Raw genomic sequence first — 12936 nt, 5'->3', positions numbered from 1 at the left:
GGCCTGTCTGTCCGGCGCGGCACGATCCGGTAACAGATGACAAGGAGAGCCCGCGCCATGGCCGCGAAGAGTTTCGACATGATCGTGATCGGGGCCGGGCCCGGCGGCTATGTGGCTGCGATCCGCGGGGCGCAGTTGGGCCTGAAAGTCGCGGTGATCGAGCGCGAGAATCTGGGCGGTATCTGCCTGAACTGGGGTTGCATCCCGACCAAGGCGTTGCTGCGCTCGGCCGAGGTGTTCCACCTGATGCACCGGGCAGGCGAATTCGGGCTGAGCGCCGACAAGATCGGCTATGACCTGAACGCGGTCGTGAAACGCTCGCGTGCGGTGGCCAAGCAGCTCAGCTCGGGCGTGGCGCACCTGTTGAAGAAGAACAAGGTGACCGTCGTGATGGGCGAGGCGACGCTGCCCGGCAAGGGGCGCGTTGCGGTCAAGACCGATACCGGCACCGAGGAATTGACCGCGCCGGCCATCGTGCTGGCCACCGGCGCACGCGCCCGCCGTTTGCCGGGGCTGGAACCGGATGGCAAGCGGGTCTGGGGCTATCGCCACGCCCTGCAACCGCCGCATGAGCCGAAGAAACTGCTGGTCATCGGCTCGGGCGCCATCGGGATCGAGTTTGCCAGCTTCTTCAACACGCTTGGGGCCGAAACGACCGTGGTCGAGGTGATGGACCGCGTCCTGCCTGTCGAGGACGAAGAGATTTCCAAGCTGGCGAAGAAGCAGTTCGAAAAGCAGGGCATGACGATCCGCGAAGGCGCGACCGTCAAGCAACTGGACCGCCGTGCCGATGGCGTGACCGCCCATGTCGAACAGGGCGGCAAGGTGGACAAGATCGAGGTGGATACGGTGATTTCCGCCGTGGGCATCGTGGGCAATGTCGAGGGTCTGGGCCTGGAAGAGCTGGGCGTCCAGATCGACCGGACCCATGTGGTGACCGATGACTACTGCCGTACCGGGGTAGAGGGGCTGTATGCCATCGGCGACGTGGCGGGCGCGCCCTGGCTGGCACACAAGGCCAGCCACGAGGGCGTGATGGTGGCCGAACTGATCGCGGGCGGTCATCCCCATCCGGTCAAGCCCGAGGCGATTGCCGGGTGCACCTATTGCAGCCCCCAAGTGGCCAGCGTTGGCCTGACCGAGGCACAGGCCAGGGACAAGGGGTACGAGGTCAAGGTGGGCCGCTTCCCCTTTATCGGCAACGGCAAGGCTATCGCACTGGGGGAATCCGAGGGTCTGGTGAAGACCGTGTTCGACGCGAAAACCGGCGAGTTGCTGGGCGCGCACATGATCGGGGCCGAGGTGACGGAACTGATCCAAGGCTATGTGGTGGGCCGCAAGTTGGAAACCACCGAGGCCGACCTGATGGAAACCGTTTTCCCCCATCCCACGCTGTCCGAGATGATGCACGAATCCGTACTGGATGCCTGGGGCCGGGCCATCCATTTCTGACACGTGTCGGAGGCGCACGAAAAAGGGCCGGTCCTGATGGGCCGGCCCTTTCGATTCCGGTGATGCGCGGCGTTACGCGCCCAGGGCCTTGTTCAGGTTCTCGTCCACCTTTTCAAGGAAGCCCATGGTGGTCAGCCATTTCTGATCGGGGCCGACCAGCAGGGCCAGGTCCTTGGTCATGGAGCCCGATTCCACGGTTTCCACCACGACCTTTTCCAGCGTCTCTGCGAAATGCTTCAGCTGGTCGTTGCCGTCCAGCTTGGCGCGATGCTTCAGCCCGCCGGTCCAGGCAAAGATCGACGCGATGGAGTTGGTCGAGGTCGCCTCGCCCTTTTGGTGCTGGCGGTAGTGGCGGGTGACGGTGCCGTGCGCGGCCTCGGATTCGACGATCTTGCCGTCCGGGGTCATCAGCTGGCTGGTCATCAGGCCGAGGCTGCCGAAGCCCTGCGCCACGGTATCCGACTGCACGTCGCCATCGTAGTTTTTGCAGGCCCAGACAAAGCCGCCGTTCCACTTCATCGCGCAGGCGACCATGTCGTCGATCAGGCGGTGTTCGTAGGTGATCCCGGCCTCTTTGAACTTGTCGGCGAATTCCTCGTCGAACACCTGCTGGAACAGCAGCATGAACTGACCGTCATACTGTTTCAGGATGGTGTTCTTGGTCGACAGGTACAGCGGCCAACCCATCGACAGCGCATAGTTCATGGACGCACGGGCGAAATCCTTGATCGACTCGTCCAAGTTGTACATGCCCATGTAGATGCCCGAGGAGGGCGCCTTGAACACCTCTTCCTCGATCACGGTGCCGTCCTCGCCAACGAATTTCATCGACAGGGTGCCGGGGCCGGGGAATTTCATGTCCGTGGCGCGGTACTGGTCGCCAAAGGCGTGGCGGCCGATCACGATGGGCTTGGTCCAGCCGGGGACCAGACGCGGCACGTTGTTGCAGATGATCGGGGCGCGGAACACCACGCCGCCCAGGATGTTGCGGATCGTGCCGTTGGGGCTGCGCCACATCTTTTTCAGGCCGAATTCCTCGACCCGGGCTTCGTCGGGGGTGATCGTGGCGCATTTCACGCCGACGCCGACTTCCTTGATCTTTTCGGCCGCATCCACGGTGATCTGGTCGTCGGTGCGGTCCCGTTCCTCGATGCCGAGGTCGTAATACAGCAGGTCCACGTCCAGGTAGGGCAGGATCAGCTTCTTCTTGATGAAGTCCCAGATGATCCGGGTCATCTCGTCGCCGTCAAGCTCGACGACGGGGTTTTCGACTTTGATCTTCGACATGGGCAGCCCCTCGTTATGGCGCGTGAATCGCGGTTTGATCCGCGTGATAGCGTAAAGCGGGGCAGGGGGGAAGATGGTATGCAAAGGCATACCATGGAAGCCCGCCCGGTGGTCGGCTTATCCCTGCGCCGGGGCGTTGCCCTGCCGGGCGCGGGCCAGCCGATCCTCCAGCGTCTTGCGCCCACGTGCGGCGGCGGTACGAATGCGCACGGCGGTCAGGAATGCCTCTTGCGTAGTGGGAGAGGACGCGCCGATTGCATCGGCGACGGCCTTTATCAGCTTTTCGTCGCCGGTCTCCTCGACCGCCGCCAGCGTGTCTTGGGCCAGATCGTCGGCCAGGTCTTCAAGGACGCCCATCGCCGCCCCCTAGCGCGTGCCTTCGGTCAGGCGCCGCTTCACGTAGGTCGAGACATGCTCGATCATCGGGTCCATATGCGGATCCTGGAAGAAGTGGTCGGCGCCCTCGATTTCCTCGTGGGTGATGGTGATGCCCTTCTGCTCGTGCAGCTTGTCCACCAGGGTCCGGGTGTCGGCCGGGGGCGCCACGCGGTCGGCGGTGCCGTTGATGATCAGGCCCGAACTGGGGCAGGGGGCAAGGAAGGAAAAGTCGTACATGTTGGCCGGCGGGCTGACAGAGACAAAGCCGGTGATGTCGGGCCGCCGCATCAGCAACTGCATGCCGATCCAGGCGCCGAAGGAAAAGCCGGCAACCCAGCAATGCTTGGCGTTCTGGTTCATCGACTGCAGATAATCGAGGGCGGCGGCCGCATCGCTGAGTTCGCCCACGCCCTGATCGTATTCCCCCTGGCTGCGGCCGACGCCGCGGAAATTGAACCGCAGCACATTGAAGCCCAGACCGTGAAACGCATAGTGCAGGTTGTAGACGACCCTGTTGTTCATCGTCCCGCCAAATTGCGGGTGGGGATGCAGGATAATGGCGATCGGCGCATCTCGTTGGTCGGCATGGGCGTGGTAGCGACCTTCGAGGCGGCCGTCGGGACCGGGAAAGATAACCTCGGGCATATATGTCTTCTCACTGGCGGGGCGAGCGATTCTTGACGGAATCGCCGGGGCTGAATAAGAGACCCGGTGCCGGCGACGGGCCGCAACCGGAGTGTATCCGAGGTAATGACCCGGTCGCATCCCGTCAACCATTTGCGGAATTCAGCGATGAAACTCAGCACTAAGGGGCGCTACGCGATGGTCGCGCTGGTGGACCTCGCCCTGCAACCGCCGGAGGAACTGGTGTCGCTTGCCGAAATCTCGCGGCGGCAGCAGATCTCTTTGCCCTACCTGGAACAGCTTTTCGTCAAGCTGCGCCGGGCGGGCCTGGTGGAATCGGTGCGCGGCCCGGGGGGCGGGTATCGCCTGGCCCGCCTGCCCGCCGACATCCGCGTGGCCGAGGTGTTGGGTGCGGTGGATGAAACCGTCAGCGCGATGCATACCGGGGCGGGGGCCTCGGGCGGGACATCCGGGACCAAGGCGCAATCCCTGACCAATCGCCTGTGGGAGGGGCTGAGCGCACATGTCTATGTCTTTCTGCACCAGGCGCGGCTGTCGGACGTGACCGGGAACGGGCTGGCGCCCTGTCCGGCGGTGCCAGCGCTGTTCGAGGTCGTCGACGAGGGCTAGGGGGCGCTGCCCCCGTTCGCGGGCGGGGCCCGCGGATTCCCCCGGGATATTTTCCCCCAAAGCAGGAAGGGGTGGACGGATGAAGCCGGGGCGCATCTATCTGGACTGGAACGCAACGGCGCCGCTGCGGCCCGAGGCGCGCGCCGCGATGACCGCGGCGATGGACGTGGTCGGCAATCCCTCCAGCGTGCATGCGGAGGGGCGCGCAGCCCGGGCGCTGGTTGAAAAGGCGCGCGCGCAGGTGGCGGCGGCGCTTGGGGCCGAAGGGGCGGAAATCGTCTTTACCTCGGGGGCGAGCGAGGCGGCGGCCCTGGCTTGTGCGGGGCGCGGGCTGTTGGCCGGCGATATCGAGCATGACGCGGTGGCGGCCTGGGTCGACCCCTGCCTGCCGGTGGACGATCTGGGCGGCGTTTCGGTCGCCGATCCGGCGCAGAGCGCGTTGCAATTGGCCAATTCCGAAACCGGCGTCATCCAGGACATTCCCGAGGGATTGGCAGTCTGCGACATGACCCAGGGGTTCGGCAAGCTGCCGGTCGCCTTCAACTGGCTGGGGGCGGAGATGGCGCTGATCTCGGCGCACAAACTGGGCGGCCCCAAGGGGATCGGCGCGCTTGTGCTGCGGCGTGGAATCGACCTGCCGGCGCAGATTCGCGGTGGCGGGCAAGAGATGGGGCGCCGGGCCGGAACAGAGAACATTGTGGGAATCGCGGGCTTTGGCGCTGCAGCAGAGGCTACCGCAAAGGAACTTGCCGCTGGAAAGTGGTCAAAAGTTGCGCAACTTAGAAATATTCTAGAAAATACCATTGAGGCTGGCGCTAATAATACTATTTTTGTCGGGAAAGGCGCGCATAGGTTGCCCAACACCTCGTGCTTCGTCACCCCGGGCTGGAAGGGTGAGACACAGGTGATGCAGATGGACCTGGCCGGGGTCGCGATATCGGCGGGGTCTGCCTGTTCCTCGGGCAAGTTGCGCGAAAGTCGCGTGCTGCGGGCGATGGGCCTGGATGCGGTGGCGGCGGCCTCGGCGGTGCGGGTCTCGATCGGGCCCGACACGACCGAGGAAGAGATCATGCGCTTTGCCGAACGATGGCTGGCGGCGGAGCGGAAATTCAGGGGCCGGGCGGCCCGATAGATGATTTGCCCTGCGCGGGCGGAAACGAAAGGCGAAAGACATGGCGGCGTTCGACAAGGCCGATGTGAAGGACAGCGAGATCCGCGAGGGCGTCGACCGGGAAACGGTCGAAACCGTCCAGTCCATGGCCGGAAAGTATAAATACGGCTGGGAAACCGAGATCGAGATGGAATACGCCCCGATGGGGCTGACCGAAGATATCGTGCGCCTGATCTCGGCCAAGAACAACGAACCCGAGTGGATGACCGACTGGCGGCTGGAGGCGTTCCGCCGCTGGCAGCAGATGGAAGAGCCCGACTGGGCGATGGTCGAGTACCCGGAAATCGACTTCCAAAAACAGTATTACTATGCCCGCCCCAAGAGCATGGAGGAAAAGCCCAAGTCGCTGGACGAGGTCGACCCCAAGCTGTTGGAAACCTATCAGAAACTGGGAATCCCGCTGAAAGAGCAGATGATCCTGGCCGGGGTCGAGGGGGCGGAAGAGGCCCCCGCCGAGGGCCGCAAGGTTGCCGTGGACGCGGTGTTCGACTCGGTCAGCGTCGGCACCACCTTCCAGAAGGAGCTGGAGTCTGCCGGCGTCATCTTCTGCTCGATCTCCGAGGCGATCCAGAAGCATCCCGAACTGGTCAAGAAATACCTCGGCTCGGTCGTGCCGCAGACGGACAATTTCTATGCGACGCTGAACTCTGCGGTATTCTCTGACGGCTCTTTCGTCTACGTGCCGCCGGGGGTGCGCTGTCCGATGGAACTGTCCACCTATTTCCGCATCAACGCGGAAAACACCGGCCAGTTCGAACGCACGCTGATCATCGCGGATAAAGAGGCCTATGTCAGCTATCTGGAGGGCTGCACTGCCCCGCAGCGTGACGAGGCACAGTTGCACGCCGCGGTGGTGGAAATAGTCGTGCTGGACGATGCCGAGGTGAAATATTCCACCGTGCAGAACTGGTTCCCCGGCGACGAAGAGGGGCGCGGCGGCATCTATAATTTCGTCACCAAGCGTGCCGATTGCCGCGGGCCGCGGTCCAAGGTGATGTGGACGCAGGTTGAAACTGGCTCGGCGGTGACGTGGAAATACCCGTCCTGCATCCTGCGGGGCGATGACAGCCAGGGCGAATTCTATTCCATCGCCATCACCAACAACTGGCAGCAGGCCGATACCGGCACCAAGATGGTGCATCTGGGCAAGAACACCCGCTCGCGCATCGTGTCCAAGGGGATCAGCGCGGGCCAGGCCCAGAACACCTATCGCGGTCTGGTCAGCATGCACCCCAAGGCCAAGAACAGCCGCAACTACACCCAGTGCGACAGCCTGCTGATTGGCGACAAGTGCGGGGCGCACACCGTTCCCTATATCGAGGTGCGCAACAACTCCTCCCGCGTGGAGCATGAGGCGACCACGTCCAAGGTGGATGACGACCAGCTGTTCTACTGCCGTTCGCGCGGCATGGACGAGGAAGAGGCCGTGGCCCTGGTCGTCAACGGCTTCTGCAAAGAGGTGCTGCAGGCCCTGCCGATGGAATTCGCCATGGAGGCGCAGCAACTGGTTGCCATCAGCCTGGAAGGCTCGGTGGGCTGAGGCCATGAACCCCTGGGAGAAACAGACCATGATCGTGACCACCACCCCCAGCATCGAGGGCAAGACCATCACCGCCTATCACGGCGTCGTCGTGGGCGAGGCCATCCTTGGCGCCAATGTGTTCCGCGACATCTTCGCCGGGATCACCGACATCATCGGCGGGCGGTCCAGTGCCTATGAAAGCTCCTTGATGGAGGCGCGCCAAACCGCCTTGGGCGAACTGGAAAGCCGCGCCCAGGCCATGGGCGGCAATGCAGTGGTCGGCGTCGATCTGGATTACGAAGTCATCAACAACATGCTGATGGTGTCGGCCTCGGGCACGGCCGTCACGATTACGTAAGGAAAAGAACATGCTGGAAATCAAAAACTTGAAAGCCTCTCTTGAGGAAGAAGGCAAGGAAATCCTGAAGGGTCTGGACCTGACCGTCGAGGCGGGCAAGGTGCATGCGATCATGGGGCCGAACGGCTCGGGCAAGTCGACGCTGTCCTACGTACTGGCGGGCCGCGGCGGTTATGAGGTGACCGAGGGCGCGGCCACGCTGGCGGGCGCGGATATCCTAGAGATGGAGCCCGAGGAACGCGCCGCCGCCGGCCTGTTCCTGGCCTTTCAGTATCCGGTGGAAATCCCCGGCGTTGGCAACATGACCTTCCTGCGGACGGCGGTGAATGCACAGCGCAAGGCGCGCGGGCAGGAAGAAATGGATGCCGCGACCTTCCTGAAAGAGGTGCGCGCCAAGGCCAAGGATCTGAAGATCGACGCCGAAATGCTGAAACGCCCGGTCAACATGGGCTTTTCGGGCGGCGAGAAGAAGCGCAACGAGATCCTGCAGATGGCCATGCTGGAACCCAAGGTCTGCATCCTGGACGAGACCGACTCGGGCCTGGACGTGGACGCGATGAAACTGGTGGCCGACGGCGTGAACGCCATGCGCAGCCCTGATCGCGGTTTCCTGGTCATCACCCATTATCAGCGCCTGCTGGACCACATCGTGCCCGATGTCGTGCACATCATGGTCAATGGCCGCATCATCAAGACCGGCGGCCCCGAACTGGCCCTTGAGGTCGAGAAGAACGGCTATGCCAACATGATCGAGGAGGCCGCGTAATGGCGCTGCCGCAAGCAAAGCTGACCGCGACCGAGGACCGGCTGGCGCGCCTGTCCATGCCCGAGGCGCCGGGCTGGAGCGCGCTGCCCCGCGCCGCCGCGCTGGCGCGGGTGGAAACGATGGGCCTGCCCGGGCGCCGGGATGAATACTGGCGCTTTACCAATCCGGCAGATCTGGTTGCGGCCGATCCCGTGCCCTCGACCCATCACGCCCGGCAAAAGACGCAGGTGTTCGACCAGATGGACCGGGTGCGCCTGGTGTTCGTCGATGGGGTGTTCGATGCGGCCGCGTCCGACGACCCGGCGCTAGCCGGGGTCGAGATCACACGCCTGGCCGAGGCGCAGGAACAGGATATCCATTGGGCGGCCGATCTCTACGGCACACTGGAGGCCCAGGGCCACGAGCCGGTGGAACGCCCCCTGGCCGCGCTGAACACGGCCTATGCCACCGATGGTGTCCTGATCCGCGCAACGGGCAAGGCCGAAAAGCCGGTAAACCTGGTTTATTTCCATGAATCAGAGACTTCGGATGCGATTCTGCATCATGTTATCAAGGTGGAATCCGGCGCCGATCTGACCGTTCTGGAAAACGGACCGGCGGCGGCGCGGTTCAACAAGGTGATGGAGGTGGATGTCGCCGATGGCGGTGCGTTCCACCATGTCCGTGCCCAAGGTCGCGATCACGACCGCCGCGCGGTTACGCATATCTTTGCCCGGCTGGGTGCTGAAAGCCTGTTCAAGTCCTTTACCATGACCGTGAACGGCGCGCTGACCCGCAACGAGTGCATCATCGACATGACCGGCGACAACGGCGTGGCCCATGTGGCCGGTGCCTGCCTGGGTGACGGAGATTTTCTGCACGACGATACCGTGTTCATCACCCACGATGCCGAGAATTGCGAAAGCCGCCAGGTCTTCAAAAAGGTTCTGAAGAACGGCGCGACCGGGGTTTTCCAGGGCAAGATCCTGGTCCAGCCCGGCGCGCAGAAAACCGACGGCTATCAGATATCGCAATCGCTGCTGCTGGACGACGACAGCCAGTTTCTGGCCAAGCCCGAACTGGAAATCTACGCCGATGATGTGGCCTGTTCGCACGGCTCGACCTCGGGGGCGATCGACGAAACGGCGCTGTTCTACCTGCGCTCGCGCGGGGTGCCCAAGTCCGAGGCGGTGGATCTGATGGTGCTGTCCTTCCTGGCCGAGGCCATCGAAGAGATCGAGTCCGCAGAGATCCGCGAAGAGATCGTCGAACGCCTGAGCCGCTGGCTGTCGCGGCACCGGGGGTAGCGATGTCCCTGACCCTTGATATCGTGGCGACGTGGCGTGCCCCGCGCGTCACGATCCGCCGTTTGTTGGCTGGCGGCCCGCGCGAGGATCGGGCCATCGTCTTTGTCATGCTGGCCTGCGCGCTGATCTTTGTGGCGCAGTGGCCCCGGCTGGTACGGCAGGCGCATTTCGACGACAGCATTCCGCTGCAGGCGTTGCTGGGCTCCGCCCTGTTCGTCTGGCTGTTCCTGATGCCGCTGTTCTTTTACGGGCTGGCGGCCTTCAGCCATTTGTTCGCGCGGATGGTCGGCGGCACCGGGAGCTGGTTCGGGGCGCGCCTCGCGCTGTTCTGGGCGCTTTTGTGCACGGCGCCGCTGGGGCTGCTGCATGGGCTGGTTGCCGGGTTTCTGGGGGCAGGGGCCGCGTTGAACCTGGTCGGCGTCCTTGTTTGGGTTGCGTTCCTCGCGATCTGGTTGTTGTCTCTGGCCGAGGCCGAAGGGCTCGGCCGTACCTGATCCCGCCCAAGAGAGAACATCCGATGAGCGCCAGCCTGACCCCGTTCCTTCAGCTTGCCAGCCAAACGGTGCGCGACCCCCGCGAGGGGGCGCGCCGCGTGCTGTCGCTGCGTGTTCCAGAGGGTCTGCTGTGGCAGGCGCTGGTGCTGGTGGTCGTCGTCAGCGTTCTGCTGACCTCGCTGGGTGAATTGCTGGTGCCTGCGCCGGTCGATCCGCTGGTGCCGGTCTTTGCCGCCAACCCGATGTTCACGGCGGTCGTGCAGGGCGGATTGCTGGTCGTGACGGTCTATGCGATCCATTTCATTGGCCGCGCCATGGGCGGCAAGGGCGATTTCGCCGGCGCGCTGGCGCTGACCGTCTGGCTGCAGTTCATTATGACGCTGCTGCAGGTCGCGCAGACGGTTTTCCTGCTTGTTCTGCCCCCGGTGGCGGGGTTGATCGGCGTGCTGGGGATCGGCCTTTTCTTTTGGCTTCTCAGCAATTTCGTGACGGTTCTGCATGGGTTCACCTCCGCGGTGGGAACCTTCTTCGGCATCCTAGTGTCGATGGTCGCAATCGTCTTTGCCGTCAGCATTCTGATGTCGCTGCTGGGCATCACCCTGCAAGGAGCCCTTCCCGATGTTTGACGTGGACGCGATCCGGGCCGATTTTCCCATTCTCGGTCGTGAGGTGAACGGCAAACCCCTGGTCTATCTGGACAATGGTGCCTCGGCGCAGAAACCGCAGGTGGTGATCGACGCGATCACCCGCGCCTATGCCGATGAATATGCAAATGTTCACAGGGGTTTGCACACCCTTTCGAACATCGCGACCGAGAAGTATGAGGCCGTGCGCGGCACCATTGCCCGGTTCCTGGGCGCGCGGGACGAGAATGAAATCGTCTTTACCTCTGGCGCGACAGAGGGGATCAACCTGGTGTCCTACGGCTGGGCCGCCCCGCGGCTGGAAGCGGGCGACGAGATCGTCCTGTCGGTGATGGAACACCACGCCAATATCGTGCCCTGGCATTTCCTGCGCGAACGTCAGGGAGTGGTGCTAAAATGGGTGGATGTGGATGCCAAGGGCAACCTGGATCCCCAGGCGGTGATCGACGCGATCGGGCCAAAGACGAAACTGGTTGCCGTCACGCATATGTCCAACGTGCTGGGAACGGTGGTAGACGTGTCCGCCATCGTGAAAGGGGCGCATGACAAGGGCGTTCCCGTGCTAGTCGATGGCAGCCAGGCCGCGGTGCACATGCCCCTGAACATGGAAGAGATCGGCGCGGATTTCTACGCTATCACCGGGCACAAGCTCTATGGCCCCTCCGGGTCCGGCGGGATCTATATCCGCAAGGAGCGGCAGGCGGAAATGCGCCCCTTCATCGGTGGCGGCGACATGATCCGCGAGGTGCACCGCGACCGCGTGATCTACAACGACCCGCCCATGAAGTTCGAGGCCGGCACGCCGGGTATCGTTCAGCAGATCGGGCTGGGCGTGGCGCTGGACTACATGATGGGCATCGGGATGCAGGCCATCGCCGCGCACGAACGCGACCTGACCGCCTATGCGATGCAGCGCCTGTCGGGGCTGAACTGGCTGCAGGTACAGGGCCAGGCCGACCACCGCGGCGCGATCTTCTCCTTCACGCTGGAGGGGCCGGCCCACGCCCATGACATTTCCACCGTACTGGACAAGAAGGGCGTGGCGGTGCGCGCAGGCCAGCATTGCGCCGGGCCCCTTATGGCGCATCTGGGGGTATCGGCGACCTGCCGCGCCTCTTTCGCGATGTACAACACCCGCGAAGAGGCGGACAAACTGGTCGAGGCGCTGGAACTGTGCCACGACCTGTTCGCCTGAGGGCCGCACCGAAAGCGACATCTCGCGTCGTTTTCTGGCCTTTCGCCGTGCCCTTTGCTAGGACGGGGTGACCCGGACCAGCAAAGAGGCCCTGCATGCATCCGCTGACCACCGCCGACCAGATTTCCGACATCGCCTTCGGTTTCATGGGCTCCAAAGCGCTTTTCGCGGCGCTTGGGGCAGGGGTTTTCACCACGCTGTCGCAGCAGGGGGCGCTTACCCCGGCAGAACTGGCGACCCACGCGCCCCTGGATGCCGACCGGGCCGAAACGCTACTGACCGCCCTGGCGGGAATGGGCCTGGTGGTTGCGCAGGACGGGCGGTTCGCCAATTCCCCCGCGGCAGAGGCGTTTCTGGTGAAGGGGGCGAAATACGATTTCGGCGATTATCTGCGGCTGCAGGTCGGCCAACAGATGTACGGGCTGCTGGACCAGATCGACGACGCGCTGACCGGCCGCCTGCCGCCCGAGGCCACGGCCTCTTATGCGGAATGGTTCTCCGACCCCGAAGAGGCCCGGCTTTACTCGGCCTCGCAGCATGCCGGGTCCTTGGGGCCGGCGCGGCAATTGCTGAAACGGGTCGACCTGTCCGGGGTGCGGACGCTGCTGGATGTGGGCGGCGGCACCGGCGCCTTTGCCATCACGCTGTGTCAGGCATGCCCCGAGATGACCGCCACCATCGTCGATTTTCCTAACGTCGCGGCACTGGGGCGGGACTACATCGCGCAGGCGGGCCTGTCGGACCGGATCGTCTATGTCGAGGGAAACGCGCTGGAGGCTGACTGGCCCACCGGACAGGACAGCATCCTGATGTCCTACCTGTTTTCAGGCGTTCCCGGTGAAACCCACGAGGGCCTGATCGCCCGCGCGGTCGCACATCTGGCGCCCGGAGGGCGGCTGATGATCCACGATTTCGTCGTCAAGGCCGACCGGACCGGCCCGAAACTGGCCGCGCTCTGGCAGTTGCAACACACCGCCTTTACGCCGCGCGCCCGTTCCCTGGACGAGGCCTGGCTGCGCGACGCCCTGCAAGACGCGGGGCTGGAAAGCGTGGAGGTCACCGAAATGATCCCCGAGATGACGATGCTGGCCACTGGCCGCAAGCCGGGCTGACCCGTCCCAGAATCGTT

At 63.9% G+C, this 12936-nt stretch carries 14 protein-coding genes; 11 read left to right on the top strand and 3 right to left on the bottom strand.

The genetic code is table 11. The features are described 5' to 3' along the window. Positions 1-57 precede the first annotated feature (57 nt). Positions 58-1452 carry a dihydrolipoyl dehydrogenase gene (lpdA, locus tag EV656_RS07875; RefSeq protein WP_132601919.1) on the top strand — a complete coding sequence of 465 codons (1395 nt, stop codon included), beginning with the start codon at positions 58-60 and terminating at the stop codon, positions 1450-1452. A 72-nt stretch (positions 1453-1524) separates the two neighbouring features. Here lpdA and EV656_RS07870 read toward each other — a convergent pair whose 3' ends face one another. The 3 genes from EV656_RS07870 to EV656_RS07860 form a co-directional block, all read right to left on the bottom strand. Beyond that, positions 1525-2739, bottom strand: coding sequence for an NADP-dependent isocitrate dehydrogenase (locus tag EV656_RS07870; protein ID WP_132601916.1), 1215 nt, complete (start codon positions 2737-2739; stop codon positions 1525-1527). A 117-nt stretch (positions 2740-2856) separates the two neighbouring features. Further along, positions 2857-3096 carry a hypothetical protein gene (locus EV656_RS07865; protein ID WP_132601913.1) on the bottom strand — a complete coding sequence of 80 codons (240 nt, stop codon included), beginning with the start codon at positions 3094-3096 and terminating at the stop codon, positions 2857-2859. A gap of 9 nt (positions 3097-3105) precedes the next feature. Beyond that, on the bottom strand, positions 3106-3762 hold the full coding sequence (locus tag EV656_RS07860; RefSeq protein WP_132601910.1) for an alpha/beta hydrolase: 657 nt from the start codon (positions 3760-3762) through the stop codon (positions 3106-3108). A gap of 147 nt (positions 3763-3909) precedes the next feature. Between EV656_RS07860 and iscR the strand changes: the two genes are divergently transcribed. The 10 genes from iscR (at position 3910) to EV656_RS07810 (ending at position 12919) form a co-directional block, all read left to right on the top strand. After that, positions 3910-4371: a Fe-S cluster assembly transcriptional regulator IscR gene (gene iscR, locus EV656_RS07855; protein WP_132601907.1), complete on the top strand. Its 462-nt coding sequence runs from the start codon at positions 3910-3912 to the stop codon at positions 4369-4371. Positions 4372-4450: 79 nt separating this feature from the next. Continuing rightward, complete coding sequence (locus EV656_RS07850; protein ID WP_132601904.1) at positions 4451-5503, top strand: cysteine desulfurase family protein; 1053 nt, start codon at positions 4451-4453, stop codon at positions 5501-5503. 40 nt (positions 5504-5543) lie between these two features. Then, positions 5544-7082: a Fe-S cluster assembly protein SufB gene (gene sufB, locus EV656_RS07845; protein WP_132601901.1), complete on the top strand. Its 1539-nt coding sequence runs from the start codon at positions 5544-5546 to the stop codon at positions 7080-7082. A 28-nt stretch (positions 7083-7110) separates the two neighbouring features. Continuing rightward, entirely contained in the window at positions 7111-7422 is a 312-nt protein-coding gene (locus tag EV656_RS07840) for a heavy metal-binding domain-containing protein (protein ID WP_132602484.1), read from the top strand. 10 nt (positions 7423-7432) lie between these two features. Further along, positions 7433-8188 (top strand): Fe-S cluster assembly ATPase SufC, encoded by a 756-nt coding sequence (gene sufC, locus EV656_RS07835; protein WP_132601898.1) that lies wholly within the window; start codon positions 7433-7435, stop codon positions 8186-8188. Continuing rightward, entirely contained in the window at positions 8188-9474 is a 1287-nt protein-coding gene (locus EV656_RS07830) for a SufB/SufD family protein (RefSeq protein ID WP_132601895.1), read from the top strand. Before sufC ends, EV656_RS07830 begins: the two co-directional genes overlap by 1 nt. A gap of 2 nt (positions 9475-9476) precedes the next feature. Continuing rightward, a complete protein-coding gene (locus EV656_RS07825; RefSeq protein WP_132601892.1) occupies positions 9477-9968 on the top strand; it encodes a YIP1 family protein in 492 nt (163 codons plus the stop codon). A gap of 23 nt (positions 9969-9991) precedes the next feature. Continuing rightward, on the top strand, positions 9992-10594 hold the full coding sequence (locus tag EV656_RS07820; protein ID WP_132601889.1) for a YIP1 family protein: 603 nt from the start codon (positions 9992-9994) through the stop codon (positions 10592-10594). Further along, entirely contained in the window at positions 10587-11807 is a 1221-nt protein-coding gene (locus tag EV656_RS07815; RefSeq protein WP_132601886.1) for a cysteine desulfurase, read from the top strand. The genes EV656_RS07820 and EV656_RS07815 overlap by 8 nt, the downstream gene beginning before the upstream one ends. Positions 11808-11902: 95 nt before the next feature. Further along, the gene (locus tag EV656_RS07810) at positions 11903-12919 is read left to right on the top strand and encodes a methyltransferase (RefSeq protein WP_132601883.1); all 1017 of its coding nucleotides are present in this window, start codon (positions 11903-11905) and stop codon (positions 12917-12919) included. Positions 12920-12936: the final 17 nt, after the last annotated feature.

It is taken from the genome of Rhodovulum adriaticum (genome assembly GCF_004345735.1).
GTDB classification, from domain to species: Bacteria; Pseudomonadota; Alphaproteobacteria; order Rhodobacterales; family Rhodobacteraceae; genus Rhodovulum; species Rhodovulum adriaticum.
The sequence above is the reverse complement of the archived record's forward strand: the minus strand, read 5'-3'. Positions and strand labels throughout refer to the sequence as shown.